Origin of the sequence: Achromobacter sp. NPDC008082 (assembly GCF_042957345.1) — a bacterium.
Classification (GTDB): Bacteria; Pseudomonadota; Gammaproteobacteria; order Burkholderiales; family Burkholderiaceae_B; genus Achromobacter; species Achromobacter kerstersii_A.
Genome location: NZ_JBIBIB010000003.1, coordinates 90,035 through 104,841, shown reverse-complemented (window position 1 = coordinate 104,841; position 14,807 = coordinate 90,035). Strand labels below are relative to the sequence as shown.

The following is a 14,807-nucleotide window of genomic DNA, read 5'->3' as shown; positions in this document are numbered from 1 at the left end:
AAACCGGCATCATGCCGCCTGGTTTCCCTTCCCCATTCAAGGTCCGCACGACATGGCATTCGATCCGCGCCAACTCACCCAACTCGCCACCGAACACGGCACGCCGCTGTGGGTGTACGACGCCGCCGTCATCCGCGAACGCATCGCGCAACTGCGCCGCTTCGACACCATCCGCTTTGCGCAAAAAGCCTGCTCCAACCTGCACATCCTGCGCTTGATGCGCGAGGAAGGCGCCGTGGTGGACGCGGTGTCGCTGGGCGAGATCGAACGCAGCCTGGCAGCCGGCTTCGACCCCAAGGGCGAGCCGGAAGGGATGGTCTTCACGGCCGACCTGATCGACCACGCCACGCTGGCCACCGTGCTCAAGCACGGCATCACGGTCAACGCGGGCTCGCTGGACATGCTGGAACGCGTGGGCCAGGCATCGCGCGGCCACCGCGTGTGGCTGCGCATCAACCCCGGCTTTGGCCACGGCCACAGCAACAAGACCAACACCGGCGGCCCGCAAAGCAAGCATGGCATCTGGATCGATGACGTGGCCGAAGCCGTGTCCATCGTGCGCCGCCACGGCCTGAAGCTGGTGGGCGTGCACATGCACATTGGTTCAGGCGTGGACTACGGCCACCTGTCCAGCGTCTGCGACGCCATGGTCGACGTGGTGCGCTCGCTGGATCACGACATCGAAGCCATCTCGGCGGGCGGCGGGCTGTCCATCCCCTACCGCGACGGCGAGCCGCGCATCGACTGCGACCACTACTTTGAACAGTGGGATGCCGCCCGCAAGCGCATCGAACAATTCCTGGGCCACGATATCCGCCTGGAGATCGAACCGGGCCGCTTCCTGGTTGCCGAAGCGGGCGTGCTGGTGTCTGAAGTGCATGCCATCAACCGCCGCCCCGAGCGCGACTTCGCCCTGGTGGACGCGGGCTTCAATGACCTGATGCGCCCCGCCATGTACGGCAGCTTCCACCGCATCTCGGTGCACGCGCCCGACGGCTCCGCGCCGCAAGGCGTGGCCGAAACGCGCATCGCCGTCGCCGGCCCGCTGTGCGAATCGGGCGACGTGTTCACGCAAGAAGAAGGCGGCGTCATGTCGGACCAGCTTTTGCCGCAGCCGCGCATTGGCGACTTCATGGTCTTTCACAACGCGGGCGCTTATGGCTCGTCGATGTCTTCGAACTACAACAGCCGGCCGCTCGCGCCCGAAGTGTTGCTGGACGAGGGCCGCGCCCGGCTGATCCGCCGCCGCCAGACCATACGCGATTTGCTGGCGCTGGAAGATTAAGCGTTGATGCAATCAGGTGGGAAACGCCTCGCGCAGCGCGAAGGTGGCTTGTTTGAAGACGCCCAGGTCGGTGCCCACCGCCACGAAGTGCATGCCCATGTCCAGGTAGCGGCGCGCGTCCGCATGCACCGGCGCCAGGATGCCCACCGCCTTGCCTTGCGCCGACACGCGCGCATGCAGATGGCGGATGGCTTCTTGCACTTCGGGGTGGCCCGGGTTGCCGATGTGGCCCAAGGCCGCGGCCAAGTCCGACGGCCCGATGAACACGCCATCCACGCCTTCCACTGACGCAATCTCATCCACCGCTTCGATACCCGGGCGGCTTTCAATCTGCAGCAGCACGCAGATGTTGTCGTTGATGGTCTGCAAATAATCCGGCACGGTGCCGTAGCGGTTGCTGCGCTGCGCGCCCGCCACGCCGCGTATGCCTTGCGGCGGATAGCGCGTGGCGGCCACCGCCAGGCGCGCATCGGCCTCGGACTCAATGAACGGAATCAGCAGGTTATAGAAGCCGATATCCAATAGGCGCTTGATCTGCACCGGGTCGTTCCAAGACGGCCGGCCCACCGCCGCGCTGGCGCTGCCCTGCAAGGCTTGCAGCTGTTGCAGGAACATCGGCACTTCATTGGGCGAATGCTCGCCGTCCAGCAGCAACCAGTCGAAGTCCGCCAGTCCGACGAGCTCGGCCGTAATGTGGCTGGACATGCACATCCAGAATCCGATCAGGCGCTCGCGGGCCAGGATGCGTTGCCGGAAGCGATTGGGTAAGGGTGAGTTCATTGCCGCCTTCGTGTTTGCAGAAAAAGAATACGGGAATCATGCCGGGCCGAAGCCCGGCGGTACAGCGGGCAAGTATTAGGGCATGCCCTTAATCCATGCGGGCGCCGGATGCTTTCGCGGCCTTGCCCCACTTGGTGATTTCGTTATCGACAAACGCCGAGAACGATTTCGGGTCGTCCGCCACCACCACGAAGCCCACGCTTTCAAGCTTCTTGCGGATGTCGGGTGACGCCAACGCCTTCACCGTGGCCTGATTCAGACGCTGAATCACCGCAGGCGGCGTCTTCGCAGGCGCCGACAAACCAAACCACGATTCTGCCGAGAAGCCCGGGTAACCGGACTCTGCCACCGTCGGCGTATTCGGGTAGGCCGGATTGCGCTTGGCGCTGGCCACCGCCAGCGCGCGCAGCTTGCCGGACGTGACCTGCGGCAGCAGCGTGTCCTGGTTCAGGAACATCACCGACACACGCCCGCCGATCATGTCGGTAATGGCCGCAGCGCCGCCTTTGTACGGCACATGCACCAGATCAATCTTGGCGTCCTGCTTCAGCATCTCCATGGCCAGGTGGCCCGACGAGCCGCTGCCTGAACTGGCGAACGTGTACTTGCCCGGGTTCTCGCGCGAGAGCTTGATGAAGTCTTCAAGGGTCTTGCCGGGGAACTCCATGTTGGCCACCAGCACGTTGGGCCCGGTTGCCAAGAGCGAGATATGCGCGAAGTCGCTGTTGCGGTACGGCATGTTCTGGTAGACCGCATAGCTGATGGCGTTAGACCCGACGCCAGACAGCAGCAAGGTGTAGCCGTCGGGTTCCGCCTTGGCCACAACATCCGAGCCGATGTTGCCATTGGCCCCGCCCTTGTTCTCGACAATGACGCTCTGGCCCAGCTCTTTGGACAATTCGGCGGCCAGCAAGCGGCCCACGGAATCCGTGCTGCCGCCCGCCGGGAACGGCACGATCAGCTTCACGGGCTTGGCGGGCCATGTGCCCGCTTGCGCCATGGCGGCGTTCGGCGCCATGGCCAGCACGCCGATCGTCGTGGCGGCCAGTGCGGCGGTCAGGATGGCAAGGCGTCTGCGCGCCAAAGGTTTGTGTTCTTGCATGGTTGTCTCCTCGTGGTTTTTCTAGGTATGGCGCCCGGTGTCCGGGTCTGCTGTTGTCTTGCAAAACACGTGAATGGGGGATCGCGGCCCGCCTACTTGTCATCCAGCAGGTAAGGCGTGCCCGCGCGTTCGCAGATGCCGCGCAGGCGCTCGGCCAAGGCCGCGGAAATGGGGATGCCCGCGCGCAACCGGCGCGCACGCTCCGCCGCTTCGGGTTCGCCCGCCACCAGCACGGGCTCGTCGGGATTGGCGGGCGGGGTGTCGTGCATCGAATCGATCAAGTCATCCATGTCGGACTCAAACGATCCGGCCGCGCGGAACGCATCGGGATTCAAAGCCAAAAAGAAATGCCCGACGTCGTCGGGTTCGCCCGGCTGGCGCGTGGGCGCGCGGCGTGCGGCGAACGCGCTGCCGCTTAACGTGCCGCCCAGAATCTGCGCCATCATCGCCAGGCCGTAGCCTTTGTGGCTGCTCATCGCAGGCGTGCCGCCCAGCGGCGTCAAGCCGCCTTCGGGCCGTTTGAAGATGAACTGCATGGCGGCGTCGGCGTCTGTGACCGCCCCGCCCTGCCCGTCCACCGCCCAGCCCGGAGGCAACGGCTTGCCCAGAAAGTCGTAGACCTTGACCTTGTTGGCGGCGACGGTGGTGGTCGCCATATCCAGCACAAAGGGTTCGTTGTGCGCCGCGGGCGCGCCGAAGGCAATGGGGTTGGTGCCCAGCATCGGCATGGCGCCGCGCGTGGGCACCATGATGACGCCGTTGGCGCTGCTGGTGACAAGCCCGACCACGCCGCGCTCAACCGCGATGCGCGCGTACACGCCAGCGGCGCCGAAGTGATGCGAGTTGCAGACCGACACCGCCCCCACACCGTGTTCCAACGCCTTATCGACCGCCAGGTGCATGGCTTGCGCCGCCACCGGATAGCCCAGCCCGCCCATGCCGTCGATCAACGCACTGGCGCCGCCGTCGCGCACGATCTTCGCGCGCGCATCCAGCCGCAGCGACCCCGCGCGCCATTTTTCTTCATACGAAGGCAGCATCGAAATGCCGTGCGAATCGATGCCCAGCAAATCCGTTTGCGCCATCAGACCCGCCGTGATGTGCGCCAGATCTTCATCCATGCCCCACGCTTGCAGCACCTGCAAAATCTGCTCGCGAACCTGCTCCACCTGCACGTCCGTTCCTGTTGCTACGTTGCCTTGCACTGAGTCGTCTCCGTTCGTTATAGGTATTGCGATGCCGGGCGCGGCGGCGGGAAGCGGCTGCGCGCCTAGTCGCGTTCGCGGTCCACCAGCCGGTGGCGCGCCTGCCCCAGATGAAATTGCATGGCCACGCGGGCGCGCTCGCTATCCTGTTCGCGGATAGCGTCCAGGATGGTGGCGTGTTCGTCCACGACGCGCTGGGCGCGTTGCCGCGAGCCAGTGCGCGTCAGGCTCAACGTCAGCCGCATGAAACCGTTGATGGATTCGTGGATGCTTTCCAGCACCCCCAGATAAAAGTCGTTGCCGCTGGCCTCGGCAATGCTGGCGTGAAACGCCAGATCGGCTTCGGGCGACACCTGGCCGTGCGCCAGGCTGTCGGCAAAGGCCGCATGCGCATCGGCGATCTTCTTCAGTTGTTCGTCGGTGCGGCGCAGCGCCGCCAGCCGCGCGGCGTCGCCCTCCAACGCCACGCGAACCTCTTGCGCGCGCAGATACGCGCTAACGTTTTGCACATCGTTGAAGGTTTTCAGACGCGGCGCGGGCTGATGGCTGACAAACGTGCCCAACCCTTGATGCGCGGTGATCAAGCCATCGGCACGCAAACGCAGCAAGGCTTCGCGCACGACCGGGCGCGACACGCCGAAGCGTTCCGATATTTCGTTTTCGGAGGGCAGCTTGTCGCCCACGTTCAGGCCGCCAGAGACGATCTGCTCAAAGATCTGTCCGTAGACCTGATCCGCCAGCCGCACCCGATGCCCGCGTTCAAGCGGTTGGGACCCGGACGCGTCGGACTCGACGGGCGCCTGCGGCTCGGACGAAGTAGATGCTTTGGATCGGGCCACGAAACCTCCTGAATGCTTAAGGCCTGCTCGCCTTGAGGCGAACAGCGCTCATCGTACCGCCAACAGGCGATGCGATGAGCGGCATGCAGCGCACCCGTTCACGCTCAGGCCGCCACGGCTTCCTTGTCCCATGCCGCCAACGCGCGCGCGACCGGCGCCACGCGCTCGCGTTCAGCGGCCGAGATGCCCGTCAGCAACGGCAGCATCGGGCCCATGTCCGCCACGCCCGACAGCGTGACGGCATCATGCAGCACGCGAATCGGGCTGATGCCGTCGCGGCAATCTTCCAGGCCCAGATAGTGTTGGCGCACGGCTTCGGCCTCGTCGTAACGGCCTTCGCCAAGCAGGTGCAGCAGGCGCATCGAACCGCGCGGGGCCACGCACACAGAGCCCGACGTGAAGCTTTTCAACCCGAAGTCCCGGTAGTGGACGATGGCCGGACGTTCGCCAATGCCGCTGACGATCCAGCGCGAATCCACGGATTCCAGCAACGACGACAGATACGCATCTTTTGCCGGGTTGTCGCGCACCACGGCGTACTTGAACGCGGCGATACGGCCTTCTTCGATCAGGCGCGCGGCGGTTTCCGGCGCCAGGTAGTCGGCCGACTTGATGTAGACCACGGCGGGCTTGCCCAACGCATCGGTGAAGCGGCGCACGCCTTCGGCCAGACCGTCATCGGTGTACGGGAACGCCATCGGCAGCAGCATGGCGGTAGGAAAGGCGCGCGACCGCAGAATGGCGGCCTGGTCCATCATCTTGCCGTAGTCGGGGCCGACCGACGGCAGTATCCACGTGTCCGATCCCGCCAGGCCTGCCAGCATGTCCACGATGCGCGCGTATTCGCTCACGCCCACGTTGTAGAAATTGGCGTTGCCGCCGTACATCACGTTGCGCACGCCCCCGGCCTCCAGATGCCCCAGCAGCGCCTTGTTGGCGGCTTCGTTCAAGGACAGATCGTCGTGGCGGGCAAGCGGCGGCACGGCAATGACCGAACGTTGCAGGTCCTGGGCGGTGACCGGGGTAGTTTTCATGAACGGGCTCCTGGCTGTTGCACTTGTCAGATGAGTGATGGGAAAAAAGTATACTTGGTTGACAAGCAAATTCTCAATACCTATATTTGTTTGACAAGTGGAAAGGCATCAACAAGGCGGGGCGCGATGAGCGCCCCGTTGCAACACGCCTCGGGCGATGCCAGGGGCGCGCAACATCCCCCACAAACGATGCGCGGCCACGCGCACACCCAGGAGACAACTCATCATGCAAGCCCCCATCGCGCGATGCCGGCTGATCACGGCCGCCTGTTTGATGGCGACCGCGCTGCTGCTGCCCGCCGCCCAAGCCCACGCCGACTATCCCGAACGCGAGGTCAAGATCATCGTGCCCTTCCCCGCGGGCGGCACTGCGGACATCGCCGCGCGCGTGGTGGCGGCTGAGCTGGGCAAGAGCTGGAACAAGCCGGTGGTGGTGGACAACAAGGCCGGCGCGGGCGGCAACGTCGGCACGGCCGAGGCGGCGCGCGCCACCGCTGACGGCTACACGCTGCTGATGGGCACCGTCAGCACGCACGCCATCAATCAATCGGTCTACAGCAAGCTGCCGTACGACCCGGTCAAGGACTTCGTGCCGGTCACGCTGGTCATCCCCGTGCCGAACATTCTGGAACTGAACCCCAAGTTTGCCGACAAGCACGGCATCCGCACGGTGGCGGACCTGATCAAGTATCTGAAGGCCAACCCGGGCAGCGTCAACATGGCGTCCACCGGCAACGGCACGTCCACGCACCTGTCGGGCGAACTGTTCCAGAGCATGACGGGCACGCGCATGACGCACGTGCCGTACAAGGGCAGCAGCCCCGCGCTGACCGATGTGATGGGCGGGTCCGCTGACCTGATCTTCGACAACCTGCCCTCGTCCATGGGCTTCATCAAGGGCGGCAAGCTGCGGCCGCTGGCGGTTACCACCGCCGCGCGTTCGCCCGCGCTGCCCGATGTGCCGACGATGGCTGAAGCGGGCGTGAAGGGGTATGAGGCATCCAGCTGGTTCGGCTTGCTGGCGCCTGCTGGCACGCCGCCCGCCATTGTTGAAAAGATTCAGCGCGACGTCGCGGCCGCCTTGCAACAGGAACCCGTGCGGGCGCAACTGCAAGCGCAAGGCGCCACGCCATCAGGCAATACGCCCACGCAGTTCAAGCAATTCATGGCGCAGGAAACCGTCAAGTGGGCCGAGGTGGTGAAGACCTCCGGCGCAAAAGTCGACTGAGCCCACACGAATCACGCTCCCTATTCAGCCCCCGATTCAAGCCCGGCCGCAACGCGTGAGCGCCGGGTTTTTCATCACCACGCGAACCAGGAGACACCATGAATAAACTGATCTGCGCCGCCGCCGCGGCGAGCGCCGTTCTACTTGGCGGGCCGGCTGCACAAGCGGCCGGCTACCCCGACAAGCCCGTCACCATGATCGTGCCGTTCGTGCCCGGCGGCTCGTCCGACATCACCGCGCGTTCCGTCACGCCCGCGCTGTCGAAGATCCTGGGCCAGACCTTCGTGGTTGAAAACAAGCCGGGCGCCAACAGCGCCATCGGCGCACAGGCGCTGGCGCGCAGCACGCCCGATGGCTACACGATGATGGTGGGGTCGATTGGCACCTTCGCCATCAACGAAGCGCTGTACAAAAACCTGACGTACAACCCCAGCAAGGACTTCACGTATCTGACGCAAGCGGTGCGCAACCCCAACGTGCTGGTCGCCGCCCCCACCTTCCCGGCCGCCACCGTGGCCGAGCTGGTTGCGTATGCGAAGAAGAATCCGGGCAGCGTGTCGTATGCGTCGTCCGGCACGGGTTCGTCTGACCACCTTTCCGCCGTGCTGTTTCGCCAGCGCACGGACAGCACCGGCGTGGACGTGCCCTACAAAGGCGGCGGCGCGGCCATTGCCGACCTGATCGGCGGACAGGTCAACGTGTCGTTCCAGAACCTGGGTGCGGTGCAGAACCACATCAAGGCCGGCAAGCTGAAAGCGCTGGCCATTACGGGCGATGCGCGCGCACCGGATCTGCCCAATGTGCCGACGCTGGCGGAAGCGGGCATCAAGGACATGGTGGTGTATTCCTGGCAAGGCTTCGCCGTGCCCAAGGGCACGCCCCCGGCCGTTGTAGAGCAATTGTCCAAGGCGCTGCAAACCGCGCTGCGCGACCCGAAGACCGAGCAAACGCTGCAAGGCCTGGGCTTTGAAGTGGTGGCCAACACGCCGCAGCAGTTCACGCAATTCCAGCAAGGCGAGGTCAAGCGCTGGAAGGATGTCATTCAGAAGGCCAACATCCAGTTGGAATAAGCGGTGGCGGCAGCGCGGGCATAAACATCGGGGATGCCTGCGGGCATCCCCGGTGCCTGCCCCCCGCCGAATCAAGTAGCATGACCGTTTTCGCCACCCACCCGTACGACAACATGACCACCAAGCAACGCATCATCCAGGTCGGCTCGCTGGCCGGCTCCCCCACCGCCAACAAGAGCCTGGCAGACCGCTATGACGTAGTGGAACTGTGGAAATTTCCGGATCGCAAAGCGGCGCTGGCCGAACATGGCAAGGGCATCACCGCGGTTGTCACGTCGGCCAACTTCGGCGCCGACGCTGAACTCATCAACGCCCTGCCCGACCTCAAAGCCATTTGCAGCTGGGGCGTGGGCTACGAAACCATCGACGTGGACGCCGCCAAGAAGCGTGGCGTGCAGGTCAGCAACACGCCTGACGTGCTGACGGATTGCGTGGCGGACCTGGCCTGGGGCCTGCTGATTGCCGGCGCGCGCCGCATGGGCCAGGGCGAACGCTTCGTGCGCGCCGGCCAATGGGGCCAGGTGCATGGCAGCATCCCGCTGGGCCAGCGCGTCAGCGGCAAGAAGCTGGGCATTGTGGGCCTGGGCCGCATCGGTGAAGCCATTGCCAAGCGTGGCACGGGTTTCGACATGGACGTGCGCTATCACAACCGCCGAAAGCGCGACGACATCGCTTATGGCTACGAAGCGTCGCTGGTGGATCTGGCCAAGTGGGCCGACTTCCTCGTGGTCGCCACCGTAGGCGGCCCGAGCACGCGCCATCTGGTGAATCAGCCCGTGCTGGAAGCGTTGGGCCCAACGGGCATCATCGTCAACATCGCGCGCGGCCCGGTCATTGATGAAGCGGCGCTGGTGGCGGCGCTGGAATCCGGCAAGCTCGGTTGCGCAGCGCTGGACGTGTTCGAACACGAACCCAAGGTGCCAGACGCGCTGAAGAACAGCGACAACGCCGTCGTGCTGCCGCACATCGGCAGCGCCACGCTGGAAACGCGCCTGGGCATGGAAAACCTGATGCTGGATAACTTGCAGGCCTACTTCGACACGGGCCGTGTGATTACGCCGGTCGAATAACAAACACCTGCTGCAAAAATGAAAAAGCCTCTCGGTGCCCATACCGAGAGGCTTTCGACTTTCCGGCCCCAAGGAACCGGCAGTCTTCCTGCAAAGGAACTACTTAAGGCTTTTCAGCCGCTTGCTACTTGGCCGGCGTCGTGGCGCCGGAATGGTCCATCTTTGATGCAGTGCCTGATTTCGCGGCCGCTGGTTTGGCGGACGTTTTGTCAGACTTGTGATGCTTGTGCTGCGCCTGGGTCTTGGTATCACCCGCCTTGGCCGTGGCATCGGCGCCGGCCGCAAACGCAGAAGGCGCAGCAGCAAGACCGAGGCACAAGGCCGAGGTGGATAAGAACGCAGCGATACGGGAGTGGGTCGTCATTTCATGAACTCCTGAATGTGCAAGGCTAAAAGCCTATCCGACACGGGGCGGCAACATCGCCGCTTACCCCGTACTCCGTTTGAAGATCCCACTCGCCGAAGGTTCAACGCGGAACCACAAAATTTCGGACGCTAACGTTTGCTAATACAGGCTGGCGCTCAGCTTTCAAACGCCAGCAGCGCCACGGTGGCGAACAGCATCAGCGCGAAGCAGGCTCTAAGCTTGCGTTCAGGCAGCTTGTACGCCAAGCGCACGCCAACCGGCACGAACAGCAAGCTGCCTATCGCCATCGGCAGGCCCACCATCCAGTTCGCCTGACCCGCCCATCCGTAAGTGATGAGCGCAATCGTGGAACCCGGAATCACCATGCTCAGCGCCAGCGCCTGCGCCATGGTCTGCGGCAACCGGAAGACGGACGTGATGATGGGCACCGCCAGCACCGCGCCGCCCACGCCGAAGAAGCCGCCCAAGGTGCCGCACAACATGCCCAAGACGCTTGCGCGACGCGGCGTGAAGGCAGGCGCCGCGCGCGCAGGCTTTTGCGTTTGCGTTTGCGTTGCCCCTTGCTCTTTGCGTTTCTGTTTGCTGGCGGCAACGCGGCCCGCGCGCCACGTCTGCCACACATAGAACAAGGCGATGAAGAACAGGAACACGGCGAAGCTTCGGCGCAAGACACCGGAGTCGATGCCCAGCGCCAAACGCGCGCCCACCCAGGTGAACAGCACGGCGCCCGCCGCGCCTGCGGCGGCCACGCGTTTGTCGATGCGGGTCTGCTGGTTGTACTTGCGCACCGCCATCGTGATGGCGGGCAACACCATGATCAGCGCAGTGCCTTGCGCCAGTTGTTGCGACATGCCCATCAACAACACCAGCGCGGGAATGGCGATAAGACCGCCCCCGATGCCCAGCACGCCGCCCATGAAACCAATCAGGCCCCCCGCGGCCAGGCACGCGGCGATCACTAACAGACTCACGAAGTGCTCCCGATCAGCGCAGCTTGTCCAGCGCGGCGTCCAGGCGGTCCACCGCCCAGATCTCCAGACCCTCGATGGGCTGGCGCGGAGCGTTGGCCTTGGGGATGAGTGCAATCGAAAAGCCCAGCTTGGCTGCTTCGCGCAACCGTTCCTGGCCGCGCGGCGCGGGCCGGATCTCGCCGGCCAGGCCCACTTCACCAAATGCAATCAGGCCACGCGGCAAGGGCTTGTCACGCAACGACGACATAATGGCCAGCAGCACCGGCAAGTCGGCCGCGGGTTCCGTGATGCGCACGCCGCCCACGGCGTTGACGAACACGTCCTGGTCGAACGTGGTGACCCCCGCGTGCCGGTGCAGCACGGCCAGCAGCATCGCCAGCCGGTTGCCTTCCAGCCCGACCGTCAGCCGGCGCGGGTTGGGCGCGTGCGAGCTATCCACCAAGGCCTGGATTTCGACCAGCAGCGGGCGCGTGCCTTCCTGCGTGGCCATCACGCAGGAACCGGCCACCTGCTGTTCGTGTTGCGAGAGGAACAGCGCAGACGGGTTGGCCACGCCACGCAGACCGCGGTCGGTCATAGCGAAGACGCCGAGTTCATTCACAGCGCCAAAACGGTTCTTGAACGCGCGCACCAGACGGAACGACGAATGCGTATCGCCTTCGAAATACAGCACCGTGTCCACGATGTGTTCCAGCACGCGCGGACCCGCCAGCGCGCCGTCTTTGGTGACGTGGCCGATCATGACGATGGCGATGCCCGTCTGCTTGGCCAGCCGGGTCAGCTGCGCGGCGCACTCGCGCACCTGCGACACGGAACCCGGCGCGGCGCTGAGTTCACCGCTGTAGAGCGTTTGAATGGAATCGATCACGGCAACCGTGGGCTTCTGTTCGGACACGGCAGCCTGAATGGCTTCCAGCCGGATCTCGGCCAGCAGGTTGACGTTGCCTGTCTGCAAGTCCAGGCGGCGCGCGCGCAAGGCGACCTGCTCGGCGGACTCTTCGCCCGTCACATACAGCACGGGCGTGGTCTCGGACAGCGAAGCCAGCGCTTGCAGCAGCAGCGTGGACTTGCCGATGCCGGGGTCGCCGCCAATCAGCACCACGGCCCCGGCGACGAGACCGCCGCCCAGCACGCGGTCAAATTCGTCCAGGCCGGTAGGCTGGCGCGGCGTTTCGCGGGCTTCGATTTCGGACAGGCTGCGCACCGGGCTGGCTGAGGCCAGCGGCGCATAGCGGTGGGCGGACGCGGCGGGCGACGACGACTCCACCGTTTCTTCCAGCGTGTTCCAGGCGTTGCAATGCGGGCATTTGCCCTGCCACTTCGGGGTCGTGCCGCCGCAGTCGGCGCACACATATACGGTTCGGGATTTGGCCATGCGCGAAAGTGTACTGGCATCGCTCGCGTCCCGGGGCGCAGAACCGGGATCAAAACGCGCATTGAACAGTCACTTTGACGTGCTGCGAGGCACGAGTCTGTCATTCTGCTTTCAGTATTAGGGACGGGCCAAAGTTACATCATGCAAATAGAAGAAATTCCCTGCCGGAATCCCGCAAATCGCGCATAATCGACGGATGCAGCGCGGCCTGCCACCCAAGCCGCATAAACCGGAACACGACCCAAGCCACGACAAGACCGCCGGACCACCGGCGCGGCGACGAGCGAAAGGTCAAACGCGGATGCGTCCTGCCACCGGACGCAGGCGCGAGGAGTACGCGCATGAGCATTACCTATCGCCCCCCTTTCGATGAAGACGATGAACGGGATCTGCGCGCCCTGTACCGTAAGCCCAGACCCGGGAGCAGTCCCGAACTGGACGCCGCGGTGCGCCGAACCTGGCACCCTGGCCATAGCTGGCACCCCGGCTGGGCCGCAGCGGCGTGCGCCGCGATGGTGGCGGGCCTGTTCGCCTGGACCGACATGCGCGAAAGCGCCGAGGCACCCGAGCTGAACGCGCAGCTCGTCGCCCCGCATGAAGTTGGCACCAGCGCCGAACGCTCGCCGCCCCCCGCCGCCCTGACCGATGCGCTGGCCGGAAAATCCGCGGCGCCTGCTGTCACTCAACGCGTTTCGGTTTCTACATCGGCGTCAGGGTCAACGCCCGAAGCTAGCCAGAGCCAGGCGGTTCAAGTGACGCCGGCCCCGCAAGCCGCTGCCGCCACCAGCACGGAGCAGCCCGCCGAGGCCACTGCCACCGACGTCGTCGCGTTCAGCGAAGAAGATATCGAGGCTCGCGTGGCGCACATCCGGTCGCTGATGCAGAACGACCAGCAGGACGACGCCGTGCAAGCGCTGCGCGAATTGCAGCAAGGCGCGCCCGACCTGACCTTGCCTGACGACTTGCAGGAACTGGCCCAGCAGAACCCGGCCTGAACTTACGGCCCGAACTCACGGCTTTGATCCGGCCCCCAGCCCGCCCGTCACGGCGGCGCCGGGGGCCGTGTTGCATCCCCGCCGCAAGCCGTTCAGGATCAAGAAACAGTGAGCAAAAAACGGATGGCTTCTTGCTAACATAGCCGCCATGAGTCCGAGCTTCCACCACCGCAATCTTCCCCACCTGCTGCTCTACGCACGCGAAACCCTGATGGCGCATTTCCGACCCGTATTGCACGCGGCCGGCGTCACCGAACAACAATGGCGGGTGTTGCGCACCTTGAGCGAAGTGGGATCGATGGAACCGAACCAGATCGCGCGCAGCTGTCAAATTCTTAGCCCCAGCCTGACCCGCATGCTGGCCGGCATGGAAGAACAAGGCTTGATCAAGCGCGTGCGCTCCAGCGCCGACCAGCGCCGCCAGGAAATCTCGCTGACCCCCAAGAGCAACAAGCTGATCGACCGGATGCGCCCGCACGTGGATGCGAAGTACCAAGAGATCGAAGCCAAGATCGGCAAGGAATTGCTTGACCGCCTGTACCGCGATGTCGACACCATGGTCGACCTGATCAAGCGGAATACGCCGGCATCGGGCGATGCCGACGAAGGCTGACACTTAGTCAGGCACCGGGAAGATCGCGTTGATCTGCCCCGTGCCGGAGCTGGTGAAGTAATCGGTGACGATCTCCACCGGCTTGTCGTAAGCGTCCCACCCCAGCAAGCCCAGCAGCATCGCCGTGTCGTGCATGCCGCCCTCGCCCACGCACAGCTCGGCGTAGTCCGGCAGCATGGCGCAGAACGTCTTCCAATCCCCCTGGCGCCACAGATCAACCACCCGCAGATCCATCTGACGATGGAACTCGCGGCTGATCTGGTGCATGGCGGCTTCAGGGCTGTTGTTATCGTTGAACCGATGTGACAAAGAACCGCTGGCCAGCACGGCCACGCGGTTGTCGCTGGCCTCGATCGCCTGACGCAGGGCGGCGCCAAAGCGCCGGCTTTCATCCAGGCCATGCCACGCGCACCACGCCGCCACCGACAGCACGTTGAAACGGCCGTCGCCGTTCATGTAGCGCATGGGAACCAGCGTGCCGTATTCCAGTTCCAGGCTGTCGATCTCGTGCGTGCGCGTGGCCACGCCCGCCGCGTTGGCGCATTCAGCGATGCGGCGGCCCAGTTCAGGGTTGCCGCCGTAGGCGTAGTCCATGTCCTTGATGAAGTGCGGCAGTTCGTTGCTGGTGTAGCGGCCTGCAAAGCGCGCATTGGCGTTCACGTGATAGCCCGCGTTCACCAGCCAGTGCACGTCCAGCACCACAATCGTATCCACATCCAGATTGCGGCAGCGCTCGCCGATGTCGCGATGGCCCTGGATGGCGGCCTCGCGGCAGCCGTGGTGCTTGCCGGGAAGTTCCGACAGATACATCGACGGCACGTGCGTCACTTTCGCCGCCAGCGCAAGCTTGCCCATGATGGTTGTCTCCTTGGT

Annotated in this window: 15 protein-coding genes; 6 read left to right on the top strand and 9 right to left on the bottom strand. The window is 64.7% G+C overall.

Annotation, left to right across the window (positions count from 1 at the left end; translation table 11 throughout):
• Nucleotides 1–52 precede the first annotated feature (52 nt).
• Nucleotides 53–1,285, top strand: coding sequence for a diaminopimelate decarboxylase (gene lysA / locus ACFZAI_RS12710; RefSeq protein WP_391567204.1), 1,233 nt, complete (start codon nucleotides 53–55; stop codon nucleotides 1,283–1,285).
• A gap of 12 nt (nucleotides 1,286–1,297) precedes the next feature.
• On the opposite strand, the gene garL is transcribed toward lysA, so the two are convergent.
• The 5 genes from garL to ACFZAI_RS12685 all read right to left on the bottom strand — a co-directional run bounded on the left by garL (nucleotide 1,298) and on the right by ACFZAI_RS12685 (nucleotide 6,245).
• Entirely contained in the window at nucleotides 1,298–2,065 is a 768-nt protein-coding gene (gene garL, locus ACFZAI_RS12705) for a 2-dehydro-3-deoxyglucarate aldolase (RefSeq protein WP_391567203.1), read from the bottom strand.
• 88 nt (nucleotides 2,066–2,153) lie between these two features.
• The gene (locus tag ACFZAI_RS12700) at nucleotides 2,154–3,167 is read right to left on the bottom strand and encodes a Bug family tripartite tricarboxylate transporter substrate binding protein (RefSeq protein ID WP_391567202.1); all 1,014 of its coding nucleotides are present in this window, start codon (nucleotides 3,165–3,167) and stop codon (nucleotides 2,154–2,156) included.
• 92 nt (nucleotides 3,168–3,259) lie between these two features.
• Entirely contained in the window at nucleotides 3,260–4,372 is a 1,113-nt protein-coding gene (locus tag ACFZAI_RS12695; RefSeq protein ID WP_391567201.1) for an Ldh family oxidoreductase, read from the bottom strand.
• A gap of 65 nt (nucleotides 4,373–4,437) precedes the next feature.
• Nucleotides 4,438–5,211 carry a FadR/GntR family transcriptional regulator gene (locus ACFZAI_RS12690; protein ID WP_391567200.1) on the bottom strand — a complete coding sequence of 258 codons (774 nt, stop codon included), beginning with the start codon at nucleotides 5,209–5,211 and terminating at the stop codon, nucleotides 4,438–4,440.
• A 104-nt stretch (nucleotides 5,212–5,315) separates the two neighbouring features.
• A complete protein-coding gene (locus ACFZAI_RS12685) occupies nucleotides 5,316–6,245 on the bottom strand; it encodes a dihydrodipicolinate synthase family protein (protein WP_391567199.1) in 930 nt (309 codons plus the stop codon).
• 226 nt (nucleotides 6,246–6,471) lie between these two features.
• On the opposite strand from ACFZAI_RS12685, the gene ACFZAI_RS12680 reads away from it, so the two are divergent.
• The 3 genes from ACFZAI_RS12680 to ACFZAI_RS12670 all read left to right on the top strand — a co-directional run bounded on the left by ACFZAI_RS12680 (nucleotide 6,472) and on the right by ACFZAI_RS12670 (nucleotide 9,613).
• Nucleotides 6,472–7,473 (top strand): Bug family tripartite tricarboxylate transporter substrate binding protein, encoded by a 1,002-nt coding sequence (locus tag ACFZAI_RS12680; RefSeq protein ID WP_391567198.1) that lies wholly within the window; start codon nucleotides 6,472–6,474, stop codon nucleotides 7,471–7,473.
• A gap of 98 nt (nucleotides 7,474–7,571) precedes the next feature.
• Entirely contained in the window at nucleotides 7,572–8,543 is a 972-nt protein-coding gene (locus ACFZAI_RS12675; RefSeq protein WP_391567197.1) for a Bug family tripartite tricarboxylate transporter substrate binding protein, read from the top strand.
• A gap of 113 nt (nucleotides 8,544–8,656) precedes the next feature.
• On the top strand, nucleotides 8,657–9,613 hold the full coding sequence (locus ACFZAI_RS12670) for a 2-hydroxyacid dehydrogenase (RefSeq protein WP_391567842.1): 957 nt from the start codon (nucleotides 8,657–8,659) through the stop codon (nucleotides 9,611–9,613).
• 124 nt (nucleotides 9,614–9,737) lie between these two features.
• On the opposite strand, the gene ACFZAI_RS12665 is transcribed toward ACFZAI_RS12670, so the two are convergent.
• The 3 genes from ACFZAI_RS12665 to radA all read right to left on the bottom strand — a co-directional run bounded on the left by ACFZAI_RS12665 (nucleotide 9,738) and on the right by radA (nucleotide 12,326).
• On the bottom strand, nucleotides 9,738–9,977 hold the full coding sequence (locus ACFZAI_RS12665; RefSeq protein WP_391567196.1) for a hypothetical protein: 240 nt from the start codon (nucleotides 9,975–9,977) through the stop codon (nucleotides 9,738–9,740).
• A 158-nt stretch (nucleotides 9,978–10,135) separates the two neighbouring features.
• A complete protein-coding gene (locus tag ACFZAI_RS12660; protein WP_391567195.1) occupies nucleotides 10,136–10,951 on the bottom strand; it encodes a sulfite exporter TauE/SafE family protein in 816 nt (271 codons plus the stop codon).
• A 13-nt stretch (nucleotides 10,952–10,964) separates the two neighbouring features.
• A complete protein-coding gene (gene radA / locus ACFZAI_RS12655; protein WP_054424929.1) occupies nucleotides 10,965–12,326 on the bottom strand; it encodes a DNA repair protein RadA in 1,362 nt (453 codons plus the stop codon).
• A gap of 341 nt (nucleotides 12,327–12,667) precedes the next feature.
• On the opposite strand from radA, the gene ACFZAI_RS12650 reads away from it, so the two are divergent.
• Nucleotides 12,668–13,321, top strand: coding sequence for a hypothetical protein (locus tag ACFZAI_RS12650; RefSeq protein WP_391567194.1), 654 nt, complete (start codon nucleotides 12,668–12,670; stop codon nucleotides 13,319–13,321).
• Nucleotides 13,322–13,469: 148 nt separating this feature from the next.
• Complete coding sequence (gene hpaR, locus ACFZAI_RS12645) at nucleotides 13,470–13,934, top strand: homoprotocatechuate degradation operon regulator HpaR (RefSeq protein ID WP_391567193.1); 465 nt, start codon at nucleotides 13,470–13,472, stop codon at nucleotides 13,932–13,934.
• Nucleotides 13,935–13,937: 3 nt separating this feature from the next.
• On the opposite strand, the gene hpaD is transcribed toward hpaR, so the two are convergent.
• A complete protein-coding gene (hpaD, locus tag ACFZAI_RS12640; protein ID WP_391567192.1) occupies nucleotides 13,938–14,789 on the bottom strand; it encodes a 3,4-dihydroxyphenylacetate 2,3-dioxygenase in 852 nt (283 codons plus the stop codon).
• Nucleotides 14,790–14,807: the final 18 nt, after the last annotated feature.